Consider the following 22,372-nt stretch of genomic DNA (forward strand, 5'->3'; position numbering starts at 1 on the left):
AATGGAAAAGCCAATGTTTGCGAGCGACGAATATTGCTGGTGCGGCGCGGCACACAGCTTGGACGTCGCCATTAATCGGATATTTGGGACCGGACAGGCTTAATGCGGCGAGCCATACGGGGGCTTGCCGATGTCTACTCGACTGCTGACCTACGCGGATTACTGGCGTCTCGGCGTCATTTTCGGCTGCGTGGCGCTTTTCGAACTTTTCTCGCCCTTCACGGCGCTGCGGGTGGACTGGAGCACGCTCATCCCCGTCTATCTGATGGCCGGCGCCCTCACCGGCGTCGGTGTCGTCTATCGCCTGCTGGGGCGCGACGAGGGCATAGCGGCGACTGTCTTCGTCGTCGCGCAGATCGTCGTCTATTCGAATGTCGCCGTTCTGGACAACTACCTCGGCCTCGAACTTCGTCGCCCGCTGAACGACGCCTTCCTCGCCCGGGTCGACCAGGCGATGGGAATCGACTGGTGGGGCTATGTCGTATGGGCGAAATCCAGTCCCCTCTTCGGCCGGATGCTGACCTTCGCCTATCTGACGTCGCTGCCGCAGGTGGCGGTAGCGATCATTGTTCTCGGCTTCACGAAACGATTCGAGCGCCTCGACCGGTTTACCCTCGCCTTCATGTTTTCCTCGGCGCTAACGATCGCCCTCTGGACGGCCTTCCCGAGCTTCGGCGCCTTGCCCTTGCATTACGCGCAGGGTCTTGCCGATCCGACGTTCGAACTGGCCATGTCGAAAGAGGAAGCGCTGAAACTGCTGGCGTTGCACGTCGGGCCGACGCCGACCCTGCGCATGGAGGACTTCACCGGCCTGATCGGCTGCCCGTCCTTTCACACGGCGTTAGCCATATTGTCGGTTTACGCGCTATGGGGAACGCCCTTTTTCGGAAAGCTCGCGATCGTGCTGAACATCCTTGTTTTGATGTCGATTCCGGCCGATGGCGGGCATCATTTCGCCGATGTCGCGGTCGGCGCCGCCATTACCGTCCTTGCCCTGCGCCTCGCCGATTTTGCACTGCGGAGAAAAACCATCGTCGAAATCCCGGCTTCTACTTCGGCTTCCGAGCTGACTGGCCGTGTTACAGCATAGTTCACGCAGCCTGCGGGGGTGCTGCAAGTGCGAAAGAAAAGCGACTCTGCAAGACGAATCAACTATTTGATCCGGCGAGTGGTTCAATTATTAAAAATTTATAAAAATTCCGAAAAGGCATGCAACTTTTTCCGCCGATCGTCGTTTCTACTGCAAGGACGCGGACGTAACACGGTCCGTAGCTCTTCCGCGGCGTCTGGAGGGAGCGGTCGCCGGGGTGTTGGGCAGCTACAAGGGCGAAATGCGAGAGGAATAAGTAAAATGTCGCTCGTTGATAAGTTCGACGATCAGATTGAACCCGCTTTCACGCGCAGCTTCGATCGCGAGTCGGCTCGTAGGCAGTTTCGTGTGTCGATCCTGCTGGTAGCCGCGATGGCGACAGCGGCGTTCGTGTTGGGCTTCGCTCTGCCGGTAAATTCCGTTCAAAAATCATCGCCGCTCGCCGACAACGGCGCCTTTTCGGGACGTCTGGTCTCGATGGAACGCTGAACGGCGTTTTTGAATAAAGTCATTTATATAAGCGCGCGCCGCGAGGCGCGCGTTTGAATTTTTGCGAATAGTTGCTTCGCCGTAGCCTCGATACGCAGGATGCGGCGTCAAAGCCGCATCCCTCGCCGCGCGCCGGTTATTGCGCGCCTTCGGTCTTCTTCTCCTCATGATGGTGCTGGTGGCCGTGATGGCCTTCGTGCCCGGCTTCCGGCTTCGGCCCGGAGGTGTCCTTGTCGTGGGCTTTTTCCCAACGCTCCATCGCTTCGGCGTCATGCGCGTGCTTGGCGTCGGGCGCGTCGATCGCGGCGTCGATCACAACTTCGCCCGCCTTCTCGAAGACGAGCGTCATCTCGAGGCCCCAGCCGACTTCGAGATGCTTCTTGGCGTCGAGCAGCGCGACATAGGCGCCGCCGGGCGCAAGCGTGATCTTCTGCTTGGGCGGCAGCAACACCGGCGCTTCCAGCGCGAGATTCTTGGCGTCGCCATGAATGACGGCGCTGCCGAATTTCTCGACCTTGACTGCGACGAGCTTGTCCGGGGTGTCGCCGTTGTTGTGAATGAAGGCGTAGAAAGACGCGTTCTTCTCGCCGTCCGCGGGGGCGCGGAGCCAGGGATGCTCCACCTTCAGCTTGCCCACGTCATATTCATGCGCCTGCGCTGAACCCCGCAGCGCAACGACTCCGAGAGCCGCGCCCGCGAGCAAAGAGCCCCCCGACGCCAAAAGATCACGCCGCTTGATCATCATCTTTCTCTCCCTTGATAGGCCAGCTTTGGCGCCGGCTTGAAAGCGCTTTTCTCTCACTCGCGCCAAAAGCTCAGTGCGAGTGCAGATTGATTTCGACCAGCGGCTCCTGCGCCATCATTGCGACCTGCGCGGCGAGCTGTGTGGCGTTGCCGTCGTCAGGCGCGAAGTGTCGGAAGCGAGCGCGCACATAGCCCGAACGATCGACAAGGAAATGCGCCTCGTTGATTTCAGTCGTGTAAGGAACGTTCGGATAGCGGTTGATGATCGAATACGCCATCTCTACCGCCTTCGGGTGCGTCGCTTCGAGCCCCTTCGCGGCCGCCGGGCAATCGCCGGTGTAGACCGTCACATGATTCGCGCCGGAGGCCTTGGCGGATTCAGCCGCCTTCAACAGGCTTGCCTCGAGCTCCTTGGCTTCCTCGCCCGTCGCCGTGCAGCGCGCAAAGGAGATGAGCGTCGGCTTGCCGCGCAGTTTGAAGAAGGTTGTCACCTCCTCCTTCGGATCCACGAGGGCGAAATCCGGAGCGATCAGCCACTGGATCATCGCGACGGGGCCGATAAAACGCGAACGATTGGTGTTCGACAACATCAGCAGATAGTTGATCATGTCCCAGCGATCGTCGACGTCGAGCACATGCGCGAAGCTCGGCATGACGCCGCTTTGCCCGCCGAAGGTCAGCCAGTGGAATATGTCGCCGATCGTATGCGTTCCGACATGCGGCGCGGTCAGATCGGCGGGCTGGATCGCAAGGCCCTGCGCATTCTTGAGGTCCTTCGCCATCGGCCCATTGCCCTCGCCCATCGGGCCGTGGCACGCGACACAATTTTCCTGAAACGCCTGCATCCCACGCGTGACCGACTCGGCGGTGAAGTCCTGTGTCGGATCGTTGTAGGTGTCGGTATAGGCTTCCGTCGAGAACGAGACCGCAAGGCAAAGCAGCGCCGCGATCGTCGCCGCAGGCGCGGCATAGAGCCGGCGCTCGCGTGTCGCAGGCGTCCACCAGATCATTGCCGCCGCGATCGCAAACACGCCCGATGCGATCGCCCACCACCAGATCGGCGACGGGAATGCCGGCTTCTGGCCCCAGGTCGCAATGTAGGAAAGCCGGAACGGCAGAGGCCAATAAATATCCGTCTCATGCGACGCCGGCGTAATGACCGCGATATACCCCGCGATCGCCAGCAGCCCCAAGCCAAACGCGGCCTCGACGCCGCCGATCTTGCCGACCCATTCGACGTCGAATTCGCCCGCGGGACGCTTCGCCATGTAGCGGACGATCGCCAGGGCGCACAGAAGGACCGCGCAAAGGAACGTGAGCTTCAGCGTCAGCAGCCGACCGTAAGGAGTCGCCAGCATATTGGGTATGCTGCCGACATTCTCCCAGGCGATGGCCACACCGCTGACCGCCACGAGGCCGACGGCGACCTTCGCGACCATCGACCAGCGCTCGGCAAGCTGCGCCGCGACTTCCGGCGGCTTGCTCTTGGCGGTGAACATCCACCAGATGAGACCGAGAAGACCGCCGAGCCAGGTGAGTCCGGCCGCGGTGTGCAAAAGGAAGCTTATCTGCGTCCACCTCGGCAGGCCGTCGTCGATCGCATGGCCTGTAACGGAGACGACGGCGAGCACCACGACGCCCGTCCAGAGCGTGATGCGATCGAGCAGGTCGGACGACACAAACAGGCGCGCGACCGTCAGCCCTGCGAAGAAGAAGGCGATGAGTTGCGTCGCAATCCAGGCCATACCGACGCTTGTGCCGAGCGTGAATTCGCGGAGCACCTCGAAATTCAACGGCCGCTCGGCGGGAATAATCGCCCGCGCGGTGACGAAGAGCAGCGCGAAACCAATCAAGGCGCGAAAGACAGCAGCCGCCGCGACAGGAATCTTGAAGCGCCCGCCATCCTCGCCGATGAGGCGGGGCAACAGCAAAAGCCCGACGGCAAGAGCTGAAGGCAGGCTTTCGAGGAAGCGTATGAACGCGAGAGACAGATACATTCTCTTTTCGCCCGATAATGCTCTCAAACCGGCGCAGCGCCGCCGCTGCTCTGCGTCGTCAGGAGATTAGAGGGAGCCGCACAGCAAGGAGCAAACCTTGCCGTGCGCGCGCCGATTGTCGATGATTCGATTACTTGGGATCGACCGTGAACTCGTAATTGCCCTCGACGATGTGCCCGTCGGTCGAGAGCACCCGATAGCGCACGACATATTTGCCCGGCGCCAATTCCGGCGACTCGACCGAGAGCTCTCGCGGCTTGTCAGGAACGCCAATGGCGCCCGTCGCCAGCACCTTTCCGTCGGCGCCTTCGATCGTGAGCTTCGAATAGGCCGGCTCGACGCCCCCGCCGAAACGCAGCTTCACGGTCTTCGGCGATGTTGCGACATGGTCCTTGGAGGACGGCGTCGCCTCGACGAGAAAGGAGTGCGCGAACGCCGGCGAGCCGGCCATCGACATGGCGACGGCCCCGGCCACCAACAGCTTCGAGGCAATGATCCCGCGCAACGTTGGAACAAACTTCATCATGGCGTTTCCCCTGAGGCGCTTTTGCCTCTTCACTTTGGACGAGCGCTTATCCCGCTTTTTGAAATGAACACGCCGAAGGACGCATTCAAGACGCGGCCACGTCGGCCGCCTCTTTCTTCTTTCCCCCGGACGGATGGGTGTGTTTCCAATACACAAACACGATGCCGGCGATCAGGATCGTTCCTGCAATCTGCGGCACCCAGGCCCAGAGCGTCTCCCCGACCATGAATTTGAATTGAGCCGTTTCCTGCTGGCCACTCTCTCGCGTCAGCGTTACCAGGCCGATGTAATGCCCATTGTTCGCGAAATTGTGCTCGACGCTGAATGTGCCCTTCGAATATTTCTTGGCCGGGAGATGCAGTTCGGTAAGGGCGTCGAGCTCCTTCTCGCCGGTCGGCAGAACCGGCGTCAGCGGATCACGGATGATGCGCAGTTCGAGCGGCAGATCCCGAAAAGCCGGGTTCTCGATGTCGAAGGCCATTATCGTTCGACCCGTCGCCGGAATTTCATCGCAATATTCGCTGCGCGATTTGTCCGGCTGAAAGACCGTGATGTGGATCATGTCATAGCCGAACATGACCATGCACATGTTCCCCATCGACATCGCTTCCGGGCCGGCGCCGCCCTCGGCGCGGGACTGTGGCGCAAACGCCATCGAAAGAACCACCCCGAAGATAGCGGCTACAGCGCTACGCCAATTCATCATTTCCATCCCTCGATTGTTCGTTTCTTATGGACGCCTGCCGCAATTCCAGATCGAAGAGCGTCCTTGCTCGGCACCCGGGGGCCGACGTTGCATTCCTTCCCCCCTCGTCTTCATGCATGACCCGAAGATGGGGAAGCGTTTGCGCCAGTGCCCGCCAGCTTGCACTCCGCTGATATATTTCCCGAAAACTGCAGCGGAGGCGAGCGAAAAGCCCGTGTTGAGTTTGCGTCGAATGGACGCACCAATTGATTTTCAGCAAAAGCATTGGCCCTGTTTCAAAATACATCCCGCCGGCCACACCCGCTTTCAACGTGACAGGTCATTACTCCGCCACAGGAAATGCTGATCGACAAGCCAAACTGAGCATCACCCCAAAAAGGAACCGGCCGGATTTTCATCCGGCCGGTCGATTGTATCAGTCGTTTGAAGGACGCTTAGGGCATATCGCCGGCGACGAACTTCGGAATGACCGGGCCGCCGATTTCGGAGGCGTAGCGCTTGCCGTCCGGCGAGAAGAAGAACAGGAGGCCGCCGATCTGGCTGTCGGTGTCGTAAGCCAGGTCAGACAGACGCTCGATGTCCCAACGGGCGTCCTGGATCTTCACGACGATCTCCTTCGCCTCGCCCGGCGCGATCGGGGTCGCGTCAACCGACAGGCCGCGGTCGGCCAGCAGGTAGTCCGGGAAGTCCGGCTTCGTCGTGAACACGTCGGGGTTCAGGAAGCGCAGGCCAGCGGCGGTGTATTCGCCGAGACGCAGCGGCTGCGACGTGTTGTTCTTCACCTTGACGTTGATCGTCAGCTCGCGGCCCGGAACCTTGTAGACGCCGCCGTTCAGCTCGGTCGTCACATTCTCCTTGCCGACGCCCACGGTGCCTTCCGTCTCGATCGGCGTCAGAGGCTTCTGCAAGCCGGCCTGAAGCGGGATCGTGCGCGGGAAGGTCGAGTTCGTCACAGCGTAACCAACGATCGTCGCGAGGATCGTCAGAGCAAGGACGATCGCGCCGATGCGGCGGTCGTCATCGCCAATGACGTCATCAGCCTTGCCTTCCGCAACGCGGATGTAGGACGTGATGATGCCCTTCCGGACGAACCAGAAGAAGATCCACGCGGCGCCAACCGCCATCCACGGCAGATGCCACGCGTAAACGCGGCTGATGCCGTAGTGCTCGAGGTCAACGGTCGAACCGTCGAGGAGCGTCACCGGGTCGGTGAAGTCCTTCATGTCGCCCTTGATCTCGATCCACTGGCCGGGTCCGATGATCGGGCCGCCGCCTTCGACGTTGATCTGGGCGTGAACGTGCCAACGGCCGGCGCGACGGCCGCGCAGGTTGATCGAGAAGGCGTAGTCCTTGCCGATCTCCAGCGACACCGAACGCGGAGCAAACTGCTCGCCGATGAACTGCGCCGTGCGGACCAGAACCGGGCCGGGCTCGCCGGCGTTCAGGAACGAAACGCGCGGGTTCGCAACGGCCTGCGGCCACGCCGAGAAGACGTGAACCTTGCCCGAAAGAACCATTTCCTCGTTGACGTTGACCGTCGTCTTCGACCACTGAACGTCATACCAGTTCAGCGTGCGCATGCGAAGGAACGCCTGCTGCGACTTCTCGCCGTGCGCCGAGGCCGGAGCAACCGCTCCAAGCGTCGCCGCCACAGCAGCCGCCGCGCCAAAGGCGGCGAGCTTGACTAGCTTTTTCATGAACAAACCTCCCAGGTTCCTCTTCCGGCCGGCGCCTCGCGCGCCAGCCGATTTTTTCATCCGCAAACCGTCAGGCCAACCCGATGGACAAACCTGATCCAGTTTGCGTTCTTCCTTTTCCAGGCGGGGACCGCGACCCTTCCGAACCGCGGACCACAGCCCGCATCAGATGGTGTCGATGACCTTGGTCGTGGAATACCAGCGACCCATGAACCACCACAGGAAATACACCATCATCGAGACGAAGCCCGAGAAGAACGCCGCAACCGGCACAACGTCCTTACCGAACGTGCGCAGCGTGCCGCGCTCGACCATGCGGATGTATTCCGGCATCGACGTGCGGACGAAGTGGAAGCCGATCAGGTCAGCAAGCGTCATCAGCTGACCATGCTGCTCGGTCGCCTGATGGAACGCCGCAATCGCCGGCCAGTTGTTCGGATAGAACAGCAGACCCCAGCCCAGCGAGCCGACAACCGCCGTGATCACGTAGGAGCCCGACAGCAGAAGGATCACGTCGAGCCAGATCGCCGGAACGATCAGAGCAGACGGGAACACCAGGCTGATCGGGAAATACGTCCAGCCCCAGAAGTTGACGTAGCGGTTGATCCACTCGCCGATCAGAAGGCCCAGAGCCGCGAAAACGGCGCCGAACGGAAGACGGAAGTTGACCCACCAGAAAGCCTGCGACGCCGCGCAGAAGGTCACGCCCAGAATCGGCACGACCGTCGGCCACATACGACGATCCTTCCAGTCAACCCAGAAGTCCCAGTCGCCCGCCGTCAGCATGAAGTGGACGTGATAACCGCCGAGAACGGCGAAAAACAGCAGAACAAGAAGCATCCAGTCGACCGTCTGAACGCAACCCGCCGCCTCGGCGACGGAGTTGAACGGTCCGACCGCTCCCCCGCTTTTCGATTGTGACATCACTCTTCTCCTTGGTGTTTCTCGAGCGCTTCAAAACGCGCGAGTTTCTTTTTGCGACCAGACCGAAGGCTCTTCGCTCCCCGGACCGGCTCCCGGACGGCGCTCCAATGACGTCGTCCAGATCCCCTTCCACCCCGCGTTCCCGCGGCGTCTCTCTTTCGTGAACCCGAATTCAGGCCAAACTCCAGGAAACCGTCGCCGCCAGGCGAGCAGCCAAACCCCGCAAATTGTCCGAAACTTCAGGTCCGCCGAGAAAACCGCCCGCGCGCTCGGCGCGGGCGGCCATCGTCATTACTCGGTCAGGAGCTTGACGCCTTCCTTGCCGACGAGGGCATGGATGCGCATCAGGATCTGAAGGACGACGCCGAACACGCCCAGAGCCATCCAGCCGAAGAACACGAAGCCCCAGTGAAGCGGAGCAACGAACAGCTCTTCCATGAACCAGAAGGTGTGGCCCCACTCATTCAGGCCAACGTTCGGGATGATCATGAACGGGCCGATGGCGACGATCAGGAACGCCAGCGAGTAGCCATGAGCAAAATACGGAATGCGGGTCTTCGCATAGAAGAACGCGCCAACCGCGATAACCGAGTAGATCGGGTAGCTCATGTAGAACTCGATGATGTGCGACGGCGTGAAGTCCGTGTCGCGAATCACCGTCATGTGCCACGTGCCGTCCTGCTCCGTGAAGAACGAAGCGCCCCAGTAAATGGCGATGCCGTAAACGACAAGCCACTGGACCAGGACAACGAGACGGCGCATCTCTTCACGAGGCGTAACAGCGTCGACGTTGCGGTCGCGGGTCTTCCACAGATAGCCGGCAAGGCCGAGGCCCGAAACCAGCTCAAGCGGAATCTCCGTCCACAGGATCGACATCCAATACGTCTGGAACTCCGGAGCGAACGAGTCCAGACCCGCGCGCCAGCCAAAGACCTGCTCGTAAATGCGAACGATCAGATAGAACACGTTCAGCAGCACGAGGCCAATCCACATGCCACGCAGATCGACTACGGATTCTACTTCTGCAGCTGCGCCAGCAGCCGCGCTTGTCGTCGAGCTCATATTTTAACTCCTCCTATGTGCTCCCAGGGATATGCGCGTGACCGGTATCGCTCCGCCTCCCAGAACAGAGCTGCTTCGTCCTCGTTTTCGTAAACGTTGGGCGCAACCTATCTCAGTAGATCCGCGCCTCACCGCCCTTGTCTTGCCGCAGCCTTCCAAAAATCCAGCCCGAAGATCGAAACCCTCAAACCAAACCCTGGCACAGCCGCTTGTTGTTATCGGACGAACACCGACGTCGCCGCCTAAGACAAAGCCCAAAACAGACCCTCTCGGACCAGTTCAAAGACCCCGCTTAGCGTGGCCCAACAATTCCCCCTCCCCAAATTAATCACAATATCCCTTGGTATAGCTAAAAACTGTCTATCGAATAGTCAGTGCAACCCCAGTGGATAGGAGAAAAACTACCCTTTGGGGTCGTATGAAAGATTTTTTGGTATAATGGGCGTAACGCCCGCCCGCGACAAAATCAGGACTTTCGGGCGATATGCAGGGCCGAGCCGATATTATGGCGAAAGTTTGTTCCCGCCCAGCCACTCCCCGCCAGATGGATTGTCACAGATGTGACCACAAATGCCTCATCATCTGGACGATCGATGGTCGGCATGGATGCTTTCGATATCGAAAAAAGAGATCCGAGCCGGTTTCAGATCCATTCCGATCTGGTCAAATAATTGAAATGACGCTCGATTACTGAAATCGCCGCGATGCGCTGCCCAATGCGACGCGCGGCGGCGGACACCGTTGAGACGCTCCCCAGGCCAAATCTGCCTTCACGGCGCCGCGCCCGGTCGGCGACTGATTCCTATGTAGACAAGATTGGAGAAAACAACGCTCGCTATTGCCCTGGACCCTTGCGGGGGACGTCCGACACGACGAGCCCGCGATGCGTCGATTGAATGCGAACGGAATGAAGAGAGCGCGCCGCAAGTGCGCGCTCCCGTGGCTGTTATTGAGGACGCGGCGTGTCCTTGGTGCGCGCCGGCAGGATCGGATACTGCACCTTGGGCTGATCGCCGGTCAGCGTGCCGAGGAAAGCGACGATGGCGCCGGTTTCGTCCGCCGAAAGCGTCTGGCCGAGCTGGTCCTTCGCCATGATCGCCACGGCGTCCTCCAGCGTCCAGGCGCTGCCGCTGTGGAAATACGGCGCGTGCAATGCAACATTACGCAGCGGCGCGACGCGGAAGACGAAGTCGTCGGCGGCGTTGCCCGTAATTTTCGAACGGCCCTTGTCGGTCTGCGAGATAACCTCCGGGCCCGGCTTCTGGGCGACGCCGAACGGCTGGTAGCTGTTGCCGCCGACGTTCACGCCGTTGTGGCAACCCGCGCAGCCCTTGTCCATGAACAGGCGCAGGCCCTTCTTCTCGACCTCGTTCATGGCGCTGTCGTCGCCCTTGAGGAACTTGTCGAATTTGGCGTTGGGGGTCGTCAGCGTGGCCTCGAAGGCCTCGATGGCGTTGGCCATGTTGTCGAAGCTGACCGGATTCGCGTCATTCGGGAAGGCGGCGCGGAACTCCGCGACATAGGCGGGCATGCTGCGCAGCGTCGCCTCGACGGCGGCGGGGGTGTTGTTCATCTCGACGTCCGCCTGCACGGGGCCTTTCGCCTGCGCCTTGAGATCGACGGCGCGGCCGTCCCAGAACTGCGCGATGTTGAACACGGCGTTGAGCACGGTCGGGGCGCGGCGTCCGCCCTTCGCCCAACCGTGGCCGATCGAGAGCGGCCCCGCGTCGACGCCGCCCGTGGCGAGGTTGTGACAGCTGTTGCAGCTGATGACCTGGCTCTTCGAGAGGCGGGGTTCGAAGAAGAGCTTCTTTCCGAGTTCGGCCTTCGCAGGCGTCAACTCGTTGTTCTTCACGATGGAAGAGACATTGACCGAATCGACGGTCTTGAACACCGCGTTGGCGTCGGCGCGAAGGTCGCCGGCCTGAGCCATCAGCGGGAAAAGCAGCATCGCGCTCGTTGAGGCGATCCGAAGTCGAGACATTTTATTTCACTCCCTGGTTTTTTCGTCACGCAAACCCGATCGCCTCCGGCGGCCGCATGGCGCCTGAAGCTCGATCATCGGCTACCACAACCCCGGGCGCCGAAAAAGCCCTCACGGCGCAGCGCGGGAACGCGCCAGCCCCTTATGGAGGCGCTCTTGTTACGGAATGAGTTCGTCCCCGCCATCAGGCGCCGTGGTGAGATTGCGACCGGAAATTGAATTATCCCGCCGGGAGGAGCATGGGCCGCCTGACCTCGGGCCGGCGCTTCGCTCGTCTCGAGCCTGACAGCATTCGCGCGACGGAAATACGACAAGCGCGAATGGACTCCCCTTTACATACGTCAACAAGCGCCAAGTTAACCACGGGTGGTGAAGAGCCGCATCGGGGACGGGAGGAAACGATGACCATGCGCCTGGATCCAAGGGGGATTCGCGTCGAAGCGACGCTCGCCGCTCTCTTGCTCACATTCCTTCTCGGCGTCTCTGGTTCCGACGCCGAACCTCTGGGTCTGCCCCCTGTCCCGATTCCCGCTGACAATCCCCAGACGCCCGAAAAAATCGCATTGGGTGACAAGCTGTTTCACGACGCGCGCTTTTCGATCGACGGAACTGTGAGCTGCGCGACCTGTCACAATGACAAGAAAGCTTTCACAGACAGTCCGCTGCGCGTGTCGGAGGGTCATCACAAACTCACCGGGACGCGCAATGCGCCGACGGTGATCAACGCCGCCTATTTCACAACGCAGTTTTGGGATGGCCGCTCACAGTCCCTCGAAGACCAGTCACAACATCCGATGGTCAATCCTGTCGAGATGGGACTGCCCAGCCACGAGCCCGTGCTCAAGATCGTGCGCGAGGATCCGGCCTATGTCGAAGCCTTCAGTAAGGCGTTCGGAAAGACCGGAAACGATGTGACGATGGACCACGTGAAAAAGGCCATCGCCAGTTTCGAGCGCACGGTCATTTCGGGCGACTCGCCCTTCGACAGATGGCGATTCGGCGGCGACGCCAATGCGATCAGCGATCAGGCGAAACGCGGATTCGAGGTTTTCGTCGGACAGGGCCGCTGCGTCTCCTGCCATGTGATCGAACAGACGCAGGCGATCTTTACCGACAACCGGTTCCACAACATCGGGGTCGGCATCAATCGCATACAGGCGGATGTCCCGAAACTTGCCGCCGAATTTCTGAAGGCCAAGACGGCGGGAGGCGACGTCGACAGGTCCGTGCTCGGCGATCCGAAGACGTCGGACCTCGGCCGTTTCGCAGTGACCGACTCCTTCGACGAGATTGGCGGCTTCAAGACCTCGACCCTGCGCAATGTCGCGGTCACTGCGCCTTACATGCACGACGGTTCCCTAAAGACGCTCAAGGACGTCGTCATCCATTACAACAACGGAGGGATGAGCCCCGGCGATCCGCCGACCGTGAACCCCTATCTCTCGGGCGGCATTCGTCCGCTCAATCTCTCAAATGAGCAGATGGACGATCTCGTCGCCTTCCTGGAGACGTTGACGAGTCCCGCTTATGTCGCCGCCCAGACGAAATGACGCGACGCGAACCGCGACGGAGGAAACAATGTCGAAACTCATCACCAGGCGAAGCGTCATGGCCGCGGGCGCTGCCGGGCTCGCGGGAACCGTAACGACGCTGCCGCTGAGCATGGTTCGGCTTGCCTTCGGCGGAACGCGCGAGGATTTCACCTTCACCTATATTTCCGATTCCCACATCCAGCAGATCAAGGGCGCGAGTTTCGTGCGCAATTGGGACATGGGCCTCAAGCGTGCGGTCGCCGAAGCCAATCTCATCATTCCCGAATCCGATTTCGTGATGTTCGGCGGCGATCTCGCGCAGCTCGGCAAGCGCGAGGAGCTCGACCATGGCGCCGAGATGCTTTCACATCTCAAGAGCAAGCTCCATGCGGTGATGGGTGAGCATGATTATTATCTCGACCTCGGCGAATACTGGTCGAAACTCTACGGCCCGCAGTGGTACAGCTTCGATCACAAGGGCGTGCATTTCGTCGTGCTGAACTCGATCCTCACCACCGACGAGTGGACATTTCATCGCTGGCCGACCGCCGAGCGGCGCATGCAGGAGATGGCGGGCCTCGACAATCCCAACGGCTCGCCCTTCATGGTCGGCGAGAAGCAGCGGAAATGGCTGGCGGATGATCTCGCCAAGGTCTCGAAGGACACGCCTCTCATCGTGTTCTCGCACTCGCCGCTACAAAAAATCTACAAAGGCTGGAACTTCTGGACAGACGACGCCGAGCAGGTGCAGGCGCTGCTGCAACCGTTCAAGAGCGTAAACGTGATCTACGGACATGTGCACCAGATTCAGTACAACCAGATCGGCAATATCGCCTTCAACTCGGTGATGGCGACGGCGTGGCCCTGGCCCTACCCCGATTCTTATGCGCAGGCCGGCGCGCAGGTTCCCGTGCTCACCGTTCCGATGAACCGCGCCGACCCCTTCTTCGAGCGTGATGCGACAGGCTGGCAGCTCATCGACGTCAACTCCGGCCGGATCACGGCGCGTTACCAGCTTTGGGACAATCAGGAGCGTGTTGTCGGCTTCGACCGAAAGCAGGGAAAGCCGGTGGACAAGGCTTATCAGGAGCCGAGCCGCCGCAAGACGGCGCAAACCCACTACTGACCGAGGAGAACAAAATGCTTCGTGTCACAATCGCCCTGGCCCTGGGCCTTTCCCTGATGGCGCAATCCGCTCTCGCGGATGAATTCAGCAAGGCCGACGTCGAGCGCTGGCAAGGCGAATTCGACTCCGTAGCCAAAAAAGGCCGCGAGTTGTGGACGAGCGGCGCGCTGGGGACGAATGGCGTCGCCTGCGCCCAATGCCATCCCAACGCCGCCAATACGCATCCGGAGACCTATCCGAAATTCCAGAAGCAGCTCGGGAAGGTCGCGCAGCTTTGGGAAATGGTGAACTGGTGCATCAAGAATCCGCTGCAGGGCGCGGCGCTTGCGGCCGACGATCCGAAAATGACCGCCCTCTTGTCCTACATCGCTTTCGAGCGGCGTGGCGTGAAGCTTACGCCAGGCAAACACTGATCTTTCCCCCGCTCTTCGGAGTTGGGACCGCCCGTCGGCTGCGGCCAAGCCCGAGCGAAACTGTTGCGCCGGCTGTCTTTTTGAGCGACCTTTGTCGACTTGAATTGCTAGCCTACAAGTTTTGCCGGGTTATAGATGGACCAGGATCTCGTCGACCGCATCTATGCAAGTTCTTTTGCGCCAGAGCTCTGGCCGCGGGTCATGGACGAGCTCTCCCGAATGGCGGACGCGCGAGGGGGCGTGCTGTTCGCCGCGAATCCGAAGGCGATCAACTGGACGTCCTCGGACTGCGTTCGGGAGCACATGGCGGCCTACGCCACGGAGGGGTGGATCGAGCGCGGACGGGACCGGCGCGCCCGGCTGATGCGCCTTCGATACGCCGGGTTCATGGTTGAATCCGACATTTATACCCCCCAAGAGCTGGAGACGGACCCGACCTACCAGCAATTCCTGCGTCCGCGCGGCCTCGGCTGGACCGTTTCGACGGTGATGTCACTGCCGACGGGCGACGACCTTTTCATCTGCCTGAACCGCGATTTCGACCGCGGCCCGGTGGAGCCGGCCTTCGTCAGACGCCTCGACGAATTGCGGCCCCACCTCGCGCGCGGGGCGCTGATGTCGGCGCGCATGCAACTGGAGCGCGCCCGCGTCGCCAGCGAGACGCTCGCGCTCATCGGCCTGCCCGCGCTCGTCATCGGAGAGAACGGACGGGTTCTGGCCACCAATCAGCTGATCGAAGGCCTGAGCGGCTATGTGCGCTGGCGCGCGCAGGACGCTTTCTCGCTGCGGGACGACGCAGCCGACCAGTTGCTGACCGGCGCGATCACGACCCTCCACGACGACCGGAGCGCCCCGACGCGCTCCTTCCCGGTACGCGGCGCCGAAGAGCGCGCGCCCATGATCGTCCATGTCGTGCCGATCCGCGGCGCGGCGCGCGACATATTCGTAGGCTGCGCCGCCGTGGTTGTGATGACGCCCGTCGGAACGCCGCAGGCGCCGCCGGTCGAGCTGGTGCAGTCGCTCTTCGACCTGACGCCCGCGGAAGCGCGCGTGGCGCGCAGCCTCGTCGTCGGAAAATCGCTGGAGGAGATCGCCGCGGACGGCGCCGTCTCGCGCAACACCGTGCGCACCCACATGCGCAACGTAATGGAAAAGACGGGCTGCAACCGTCAGGCGGAGGTCGTCTCGCTACTCGGCGGGCTTTCGCCGCTGGGGGCAGGTTTCCCCGCCTGACGGGGCCCGTCAGAGAAATCCGCCCGCGTCATCCGTTTGGACGATGATTAAGAATTACTTTCGTCATAATTCTTCAATCGAACAACGGGCGGCGGACGAAATTTCCGCGGACGCCAAAAGCCCCGGTGTTCGATACAAAACCGCGTTTTTCAGGCTACCTTTTAATCCTTCTCTAGCTTCCAGCACTTTTCTCCATAAATTTTGGGGGGCCTTCGCGAGGCCCCCCATTTTAGTTAGACGCCCGTCGGATAGTTCGGGCTCTCGCGGGTGATGGTGACGTCGTGGACGTGGCTTTCGCGCAGGCCCGCATTTGTGATGCGCACGAATTGCGCGCGCTCCTGGAACTCCTTGATCGTCGGAGCGCCGACATATCCCATGGCGGCGCGGAGACCGCCGGCGAGCTGGTACAGGATCGGCGAAATCGGGCCGCGGTAGGGCACCTGCCCCTCGATGCCTTCGGGAACGAGCTTCAGCTGATCCTTCACATCGCCCTGGAAATAGCGCGTCGCGGAACCCGCCGTCATCGCGCCGACCGAGCCCATGCCGCGATAGGATTTGAACGAGCGGCCCTGGTAGAGGAACACGTCGCCGGGCGATTCTTCCGTTCCGGCGAAGAGCGAGCCGATCATCACCACATCCGCGCCCGCCGCAATCGCCTTGGCGAGGTCGCCGGAATATTTCACGCCGCCGTCGCCGATAACGGGCACGCCCGCTTTGCGCGCTTCCTCCGACGCCTCCATGATCGCTGTCAGCTGCGGCACGCCGACGCCCGCCACGATGCGCGTGGTGCAGATCGAACCCGGGCCGATGCCGATCTTGATCGCGTCCGCGCCGGCGTCGATCAGCGCCTTGGCCGCCTCGGCGGTCGCGATGTTGCCGGCGATGATCGAGACCTTGTTGGTTTCCCGCTTCACGCGCGCGACCTGATCGATCACCGCCTGCGAATGGCCATGCGCGGTGTCGACCACGATGCAGTCCACACCTGCGTCGATGAGTTGCAGCGCGCGCTCGAAGCCGTGGTCGCCAACCGTGGAGGCGGCGGCGACGCGCAGGCGGCCCTCGGCGTCCTTGGCCGCGTTGGGGTGCTGGGTCGCCTTCTCGATGTCCTTGACGGTGACGAGGCCGACGCAGTGAAAGTCCTCGTCGACGACGAGCAGCTTTTCGATGCGGTGCTCGTGCAGCAGACGCTGCGCCTCCGCCTGCCCCACCCCCTCGCGCACGGTGACGAGCTTCTTCGTCATCAGCTCGGCGATCAGCTGGCTCTTGTCCTGAGCGAAGCGCACGTCGCGGTTGGTGAGGATGCCGACGAGCTTGCCCTTGGCGCTGTTCGGCCCGCGCTCGACGACCGGGATTCCGGAAATGCCGTGTCCCGCCATCAGCGCCAGCGCGTCGGCAAGCGTCTCGTCGGGGAAAATCGTGATCGGATCCACCACCATGCCGCTCTCATAGCGCTTTACCTTGCGCACTTCCGCCGCCTGGGCCGCGGGCGAGAGATTCTGGTGGATGACGCCGATGCCGCCGGCCTGCGCCATGGCGATGGCGAGGCGCGCTTCCGTCACCGTGTCCATGGCGGCGGAGATGATCGGCAGATTGAGCGTGATGTCGCGGGTCAGTCGCGTGGAGATGTCGACGCCCGAGGGCATCACCCGCGAATGGCCCGGCCGCAGCAGCACGTCGTCGAATGTCAGCGCTTCGGTCAACGTGAGGGGCGTACGGGCCATAGAGCCAACTCCTTTTCGCAATAGCGGCAAAAGCGACGGCGCGTCGCCGTGTAGGGTTGGCGGGTGCTCATAGCATTAATCCTTGTAAAGGCAAATGCCCCGCCCCGGACCCCCTCGCCTGCGCGAAGCTGGCCGCCTTAATCCCCATTAGCTTTTTGAGCTCATGGGATTTTACTCAAGCTTGACGGGTTGCGCGCAAATTACCCTTCGCAAATCGAACGGGGCCATTCGTCATGAATTCATTGATCTGCTCGCTCGCTGGAGACCTCGTCAGGCGCGCAGAAATCTTTCGGAAATCCCGGTCGGGAACGGCGATGATCGCATTCGGTCTCGCCATGATTCCCGTCACCTTCATGGCTGGAGCCGCGATAGATTACGGTCGCGCGACCCTCCTGCGGTCAAGCCTTCAGAAGGCCGCCGACGCCGGCGCGCTCGCCGCTGGCGCACGGACCTCCCTGACCCAACTCGCACGCGAACAGATCGCCAAAAACGCCGTCCTCGCCAACCTGGGCGCAAAGGCCCGGAACCTCAGCCTGACGATCATCGAAACGGAGCCTTCGGCCGGCGTCTTTCAGGTTCAGATTCAGGCGTCGATCGCGACCAGCATCATGAAGGTCGCGCGTTTCGACACAATCCCCGTCGTCGTCACCTCCGAAGCCCGAGTGGTCGGCGGCTCGACCAATCCGATCGAGATCGCCCTCGCGCTGGACAACACTGGCTCCATGCGCGACGACATGCCGGCGCTCAAGCAGGCGGCAAAGACTCTGGCGCAAAATGTCATGAGCGGCAGCGGCGGGAACGTGAAAGTCAGCGTCGTGCCATATGTCGCCGCAGTCAATCCGGGTCTCACGGATTTGACCCAGGTCGACACGGCCGCAGTCGCTCCCGCGACCGGCAACTGGTTCATGTATGGCTGGCTAGGATATGACAAGAACTGCACGCCCTCATGGGGACCTGGCGGCGGCACGGGGCCCGGCAGCGGCTCGAGCGGCGATACGACCGGCGACGCCCGCGACCTGATTCAGCTTCTCGATCCGTTTCGTCGCATCGCGAGGGAACTCTTCGGCGTCGGCTCCGCCTACGCGGCCGACGTCACGCCGAACACTGTCCCGCCGTTGCTGCTCCAAGTGCTTAAGTCCAACGTGACGTGGCGACTGTTCTCGGCCCCCATGGGATTCGGCATACAGCCCAAATCGTCGAGCACGGCGGGCTGCGACTGGGTGACGAACCCCGGCGTCGTCAGCAATTACGAGCTCTTCAAGCGCCTGCGCGACAGCAGCGGCAATGTCGTGCGCTGGAAAGGCTGCGTCGAGGCGCGCGCAAACGCCGTCGAGGTCGCCGCCGCCAATGCGGCCTTCGGACGTTCCTACACCACGGGCGTCGACTATGACGTCACCGAGACGCCGCCGGCCGCGGGGGACCCAGCATCCCTGTTCGTTCCCTATTTCTGGCCCGACGAACCCGATTACCTGCCGAGCACGGGCGCCTATGCGGCTCCAGGGCCGTATGTTTCCGGCTCAGGACGGTTCCACAACAATTATCTCGCCGACTTCACGGTCCCGATCTTGTGGAACTGGGTCGCAAATCCCTGGAACAACGGCCAGAGCATCCTGAAGTATGACGGATCGACGCGGGCGGCGATCATTTCCGAGACCTCGCCCGAGACATATGGCCCCAACGCCTCCTGTCCCGAGCCGTTGACGCGATTGACCAACAATCTGTCGACCGTCACCGCTGCGATCGACTCAATGAACTACTGGTTGAACGGCGGCACGGTCATCTCCGAGGGACTGATGTGGGCATGGCGCACCCTTTCGCCGCAAAAGCCCTATGCCGATGGCGCCGCCTATACCGATAAGAAGACGAAAAAAGTGATCGTGCTGATGACGGACGGCGTCAACGGCCTCGCCGACAACGGCAACGCCGCCAGCGCCAACATCTCCGACTATTCCGCTTACGGTTATATGGGCGCGAGCCGACTGTCCGTGGCCGATGGCGTGACGACCTACGCCGGCCTGCAGACCTTTCTCGACGACCGTCTCAAGAAAGCCTGCGACAACGCCAAGGCGAAGGGAATCTCGATCTACACGGTAATGTTCAACCACAATGGCTTTTTGAGCGCGACCGAACAGGCCCGCTCGGCCACGCTGCTGAGCTATTGCGCGAGCAAGCCGGAATACGCCTTCCTCGCAACGGATTCGGCAGCGCTGAACAGCGCTTTCGGGCAGATCGCGTCGTCCGCCGCGGCGTCGCCCCTGCGCCTTACGCGCTGAGGGGGGACGGCCGCGTCGCGTCGATTAGCGCCGCCGTGTCGTAATATTCGAAGAACTCGATCGCCTGCCCCGCCGCGTTGAAGCGCCACACGTCGCATTTCGGCGAGTCGGCGACCTTGCCGGTAGACCTGTTGCGCCACGACGTCCGGCCGATCGCCACGACGCGGTCGCCCTGCGCGACATAATGGTCGACGACATAGTCGATCATTTCCCAGTCGCGCGTCAGTTCACACAGGTAGCTCGCGACTCCCTCACGGGTGTTGCGGGTGCAGGTGAAAGCGAGGGAGTCGGGACGGCCTTGCGCCAATGAGCCAAAATTCAGTTCGTCCGCGATGAAACCGAGCCAGCAATCAACGCTGCCGGCCTTCGTGTCATGCCATGTCTGGTATGCGTTGCGTAAAATTGCGACGTTGCGATCCTCGGGCGACATTGAAAACTCTCCCGTGCAAATGACAACGGAAGGCTAAAGCGTCTGGAAATCAACGCAAGCGGAAAAGACTTCACACGGGCGCGCTCGCGCGGTCGGTGTCGAATTGCAGCTTCGCGAGACGCGCATAGAGTCCGCCGGCCGCGCTGAGGCTCGCATGCGTGCCCTCCTCCACGATGCGCCCATCGTCGAGCACGACGATGCGATCGGCTTCCAGCACAGTCGCGAGACGATGCGCGATCACGATGCTCGTGCGGCCCGACATAACGTCGTGCAGCGCAGCCTGCACGGCGGCTTCGTTCTCGGCGTCTAGCGCGGATGTTGCCTCGTCGAGCAGCAGGACGGGGGCGTCGGCGAGAATGGCGCGCGCGATCGCAAGACGCTGGCGCTGGCCGCCGGAGAGAGTCACCCCGCGCTCGCCAAGCATCGTGTCGTAGCCTTGCGGCAAGGCCACGATGAAGTCGTGCGCCTGCGCGCGTTTCGCGGCCGCGACAATCTCCTCGCGCGCGGCGCCCTCGCGGCCATAGGCGATGTTTTCGGCGGCCGTCAGCCCGAAAATCACCGGGTCCTGCGGCGCCAGCGCGAAGGCGGCGCGAAGAGCCGCCGGATCGAGCGCGCGAAGGTCCACGCCATCGAGCGTGATCGAACCGGCGTCGACGTCGTAGAAGCGCAGAAGCAGCAAAAAGAGCGTGGACTTACCCGCGCCGGAAGGCCCCACCAGGGCGACGCGTTCGCCCGGCGCGACCGTCAGCGAGAGATCGCTCAGCGTCGTTCTGTCGGGCGCGGTCGGATAGGCGAAGCGCACATGGTCGAAGACGATGCGCCCCCGCCAGCGAGCCGGCGCAGGAGCAGGATCAGGCGGCGCGACAATCTTCGGCGCCACGGCGAGAATCTCCGCAATGCGGCCGGCGGCGCCGGCGGCGGCGGTGACCTCGCTCCAGACCTGCGACAGTTCGCCGAGCGAACTCGCGCCGAGCACCGCATAGAGAACGAATTGCGACAGCAGGCCCGAACTCATGCGGCCCGCCAGCACATCCTGCGCGCCAAGCCACAGCACGGCGACGATGCTGGCGAAGACGACGAGGATGGCGCCAGCCGTGACGAAGGCGCGCATCTGCGTCGCCGCCTGCGCGGCGTCATAGGCGGTTTCGACCGCGTGTCTGAAACGCGCGACGGTGGAAGCCTGCGCGCCATTGGCCTGCATGGCGCGCACGGCCGAAAGATTCTCGCCCGCGTAGGCGGCGGCGTGCGCCAGCGCGTCCTGCGCATGGCGGGAGCGGCTGCGCACGGCGCGGCCGGAGGCGATGAGCGGCAGGACGATGACGGGAATCGCCGCCAATGCGAGGCCCGCGAGCTTCGGGCTCGTCGCGACCATCATCACAACCGCGCCGATGAACATGAAAAAATTGCGCAGCGCGACGGATGCGGAAGAGCCGAACGCCGATTTCAGCAACGTAGTGTCGGCCGTCAGTCGCGACAGCAACTCGCCGGTCTTGGCGGTGTCGTAGAAGGCTGCGTCGAGCGACGTGAGATGCTTGAAGAGATCGGCGCGCAGGTCCGCGACGACGCGCTCGCCGAGCGTCATCACGAAATAATAGCGGGTGGCGGAAGCCGCGGCGAGCGCCGCCGCAACGCCAATCATCGCGCCGAAATAGGCGTTCACCGCGCCCGCGCTGTCCGCTGAAAAACCGTGGTCGATCATGCCACGCACGGCCAGCGGCAGCGTGAGCGTCGTCCCCGCCGCGACGATCAGCGCCGCGAAAGCGAAAGCGATCGTCGCCTTGTAGCGCAGCGCGTAAGGCAGCAGGGGCCGCAAGGGAGAAAGCGTGGCGCGGAACCGGTTTTTCGATTCGGCGGAAGGGGATGCGACGCCGGCGCGCGAGGCTTCTTTGATTTCGGTCATGGGACGTCGGTATAGCGCCCGCCGCGAGGGAAAACGACCCCGCTTCAGGCGCCGCCCTGCGCCCGCCTATGACAAAAAAAATCGATGACCGAAAAAATTATTTTTCATGACGGCCGGCGGAAAATTGATGCTCCTCAACAGAAGCACAATTATTAACAATAACTTATGATGCGCGACATGGTGTCGCACCCATTTCACCGCGGCGCTGGACAGCGCCGAAACTTGTGGTAACGTCCCCCTGCGTCGAAATGACGCGGCCCTGAGGGGCGAAGGAGAATGCGCCACAGAAAAAACGATAAGGCGCAGCTTCGGGAACGAAAGAGGAGTGAAAGAAATGGCTGATAAAGAATTCGAAATCACGACGAACACCTACATCTTCGCTGGCGTCGGCGCCGTCCTTCTCGGCGGTCTCGCCTCTTTCGCTCTCGGCGGCCTGCCGAACACCATCGCGGCTGGCGTTGTCGGCGCTCTCGCCGGCGGCTGCCTCGGCCTGTTCTTCTAATCTAGCTTTCCCGGCCAATCTGG

Annotated in this window: 19 protein-coding genes; 8 read left to right on the top strand and 11 right to left on the bottom strand. The window is 62.1% G+C overall.

Features of this window, described 5'->3' with window-relative positions:
* The first annotated feature begins 130 nt into the window (after positions 1 to 130).
* The gene (locus LG047_RS02150) at positions 131 to 1,090 is read left to right on the top strand and encodes a phosphatase PAP2 family protein (protein ID WP_227965049.1); all 960 of its coding nucleotides are present in this window, start codon (positions 131 to 133) and stop codon (positions 1,088 to 1,090) included.
* Positions 1,091 to 1,351: 261 nt separating this feature from the next.
* Positions 1,352 to 1,579: a hypothetical protein gene (locus tag LG047_RS02155; RefSeq protein ID WP_036281729.1), complete on the top strand. Its 228-nt coding sequence runs from the start codon at positions 1,352 to 1,354 to the stop codon at positions 1,577 to 1,579.
* Positions 1,580 to 1,715: 136 nt separating this feature from the next.
* On the opposite strand, the gene LG047_RS02160 is transcribed toward LG047_RS02155, so the two are convergent.
* The 8 genes from LG047_RS02160 to LG047_RS02195 all read right to left on the bottom strand — a co-directional run bounded on the left by LG047_RS02160 (position 1,716) and on the right by LG047_RS02195 (position 11,219).
* Positions 1,716 to 2,324, bottom strand: coding sequence for a copper chaperone PCu(A)C (locus LG047_RS02160; RefSeq protein WP_227965051.1), 609 nt, complete (start codon positions 2,322 to 2,324; stop codon positions 1,716 to 1,718).
* A 70-nt stretch (positions 2,325 to 2,394) separates the two neighbouring features.
* Entirely contained in the window at positions 2,395 to 4,320 is a 1,926-nt protein-coding gene (locus tag LG047_RS02165) for a c-type cytochrome (protein WP_227965053.1), read from the bottom strand.
* 130 nt (positions 4,321 to 4,450) lie between these two features.
* A complete protein-coding gene (locus LG047_RS02170) occupies positions 4,451 to 4,846 on the bottom strand; it encodes a copper resistance CopC family protein (protein ID WP_227965055.1) in 396 nt (131 codons plus the stop codon).
* Between the two features lie 85 nt (positions 4,847 to 4,931).
* On the bottom strand, positions 4,932 to 5,552 hold the full coding sequence (locus tag LG047_RS02175) for a hypothetical protein (protein WP_227965056.1): 621 nt from the start codon (positions 5,550 to 5,552) through the stop codon (positions 4,932 to 4,934).
* Between the two features lie 434 nt (positions 5,553 to 5,986).
* Positions 5,987 to 7,249, bottom strand: coding sequence for a bacterial ammonia monooxygenase, subunit AmoB (gene amoB / locus LG047_RS02180; RefSeq protein ID WP_036287217.1), 1,263 nt, complete (start codon positions 7,247 to 7,249; stop codon positions 5,987 to 5,989).
* A gap of 165 nt (positions 7,250 to 7,414) precedes the next feature.
* Positions 7,415 to 8,173 carry a bacterial ammonia monooxygenase, subunit AmoA gene (amoA, locus tag LG047_RS02185; RefSeq protein WP_036281738.1) on the bottom strand — a complete coding sequence of 253 codons (759 nt, stop codon included), beginning with the start codon at positions 8,171 to 8,173 and terminating at the stop codon, positions 7,415 to 7,417.
* A gap of 291 nt (positions 8,174 to 8,464) precedes the next feature.
* Entirely contained in the window at positions 8,465 to 9,235 is a 771-nt protein-coding gene (gene amoC, locus LG047_RS02190; protein WP_084678888.1) for a bacterial ammonia monooxygenase, subunit AmoC, read from the bottom strand.
* A gap of 946 nt (positions 9,236 to 10,181) precedes the next feature.
* Positions 10,182 to 11,219 carry a cytochrome-c peroxidase gene (locus tag LG047_RS02195; RefSeq protein ID WP_227965058.1) on the bottom strand — a complete coding sequence of 346 codons (1,038 nt, stop codon included), beginning with the start codon at positions 11,217 to 11,219 and terminating at the stop codon, positions 10,182 to 10,184.
* A 401-nt stretch (positions 11,220 to 11,620) separates the two neighbouring features.
* On the opposite strand from LG047_RS02195, the gene LG047_RS02200 reads away from it, so the two are divergent.
* From LG047_RS02200 to LG047_RS02215, 4 genes are all read left to right on the top strand, one after another.
* Complete coding sequence (locus tag LG047_RS02200) at positions 11,621 to 12,769, top strand: cytochrome-c peroxidase (RefSeq protein ID WP_227965060.1); 1,149 nt, start codon at positions 11,621 to 11,623, stop codon at positions 12,767 to 12,769.
* A 28-nt stretch (positions 12,770 to 12,797) separates the two neighbouring features.
* Positions 12,798 to 13,877: a metallophosphoesterase gene (locus LG047_RS02205; protein WP_227965063.1), complete on the top strand. Its 1,080-nt coding sequence runs from the start codon at positions 12,798 to 12,800 to the stop codon at positions 13,875 to 13,877.
* 14 nt (positions 13,878 to 13,891) lie between these two features.
* Positions 13,892 to 14,290: a cytochrome C gene (locus LG047_RS02210; protein ID WP_227965065.1), complete on the top strand. Its 399-nt coding sequence runs from the start codon at positions 13,892 to 13,894 to the stop codon at positions 14,288 to 14,290.
* 135 nt (positions 14,291 to 14,425) lie between these two features.
* Entirely contained in the window at positions 14,426 to 15,523 is a 1,098-nt protein-coding gene (locus LG047_RS02215; protein ID WP_227965067.1) for a helix-turn-helix transcriptional regulator, read from the top strand.
* A gap of 233 nt (positions 15,524 to 15,756) precedes the next feature.
* Here the strand turns inward: LG047_RS02215 and guaB are convergent, their stop codons facing one another.
* Positions 15,757 to 17,244 carry an IMP dehydrogenase gene (gene guaB, locus LG047_RS02220; RefSeq protein WP_036281801.1) on the bottom strand — a complete coding sequence of 496 codons (1,488 nt, stop codon included), beginning with the start codon at positions 17,242 to 17,244 and terminating at the stop codon, positions 15,757 to 15,759.
* A gap of 314 nt (positions 17,245 to 17,558) precedes the next feature.
* On the opposite strand from guaB, the gene LG047_RS02225 reads away from it, so the two are divergent.
* Positions 17,559 to 19,517 carry a pilus assembly protein TadG-related protein gene (locus tag LG047_RS02225; protein WP_227965069.1) on the top strand — a complete coding sequence of 653 codons (1,959 nt, stop codon included), beginning with the start codon at positions 17,559 to 17,561 and terminating at the stop codon, positions 19,515 to 19,517.
* Here the strand turns inward: LG047_RS02225 and LG047_RS02230 are convergent.
* On the bottom strand, positions 19,507 to 19,947 hold the full coding sequence (locus LG047_RS02230) for a nuclear transport factor 2 family protein (RefSeq protein ID WP_227965071.1): 441 nt from the start codon (positions 19,945 to 19,947) through the stop codon (positions 19,507 to 19,509). The two genes, LG047_RS02225 and LG047_RS02230, sit on opposite strands and share 11 nt — an antisense overlap.
* Positions 19,948 to 20,017: 70 nt before the next feature.
* Complete coding sequence (locus LG047_RS02235; RefSeq protein WP_227965073.1) at positions 20,018 to 21,847, bottom strand: ABC transporter transmembrane domain-containing protein; 1,830 nt, start codon at positions 21,845 to 21,847, stop codon at positions 20,018 to 20,020.
* Positions 21,848 to 22,181: 334 nt separating this feature from the next.
* Here LG047_RS02235 and LG047_RS02240 point away from each other — a divergent pair, with 334 nt between their 5' ends.
* Positions 22,182 to 22,349, top strand: coding sequence for a hypothetical protein (locus LG047_RS02240; RefSeq protein WP_192815578.1), 168 nt, complete (start codon positions 22,182 to 22,184; stop codon positions 22,347 to 22,349).
* The last annotated feature ends 23 nt before the right edge of the window (positions 22,350 to 22,372 follow it).

The sequence above is a fragment of the Methylocystis sp. WRRC1 genome (genome assembly GCF_020733155.1).
In the GTDB taxonomy this organism is placed as follows: Bacteria; Pseudomonadota; Alphaproteobacteria; order Rhizobiales; family Beijerinckiaceae; genus Methylocystis.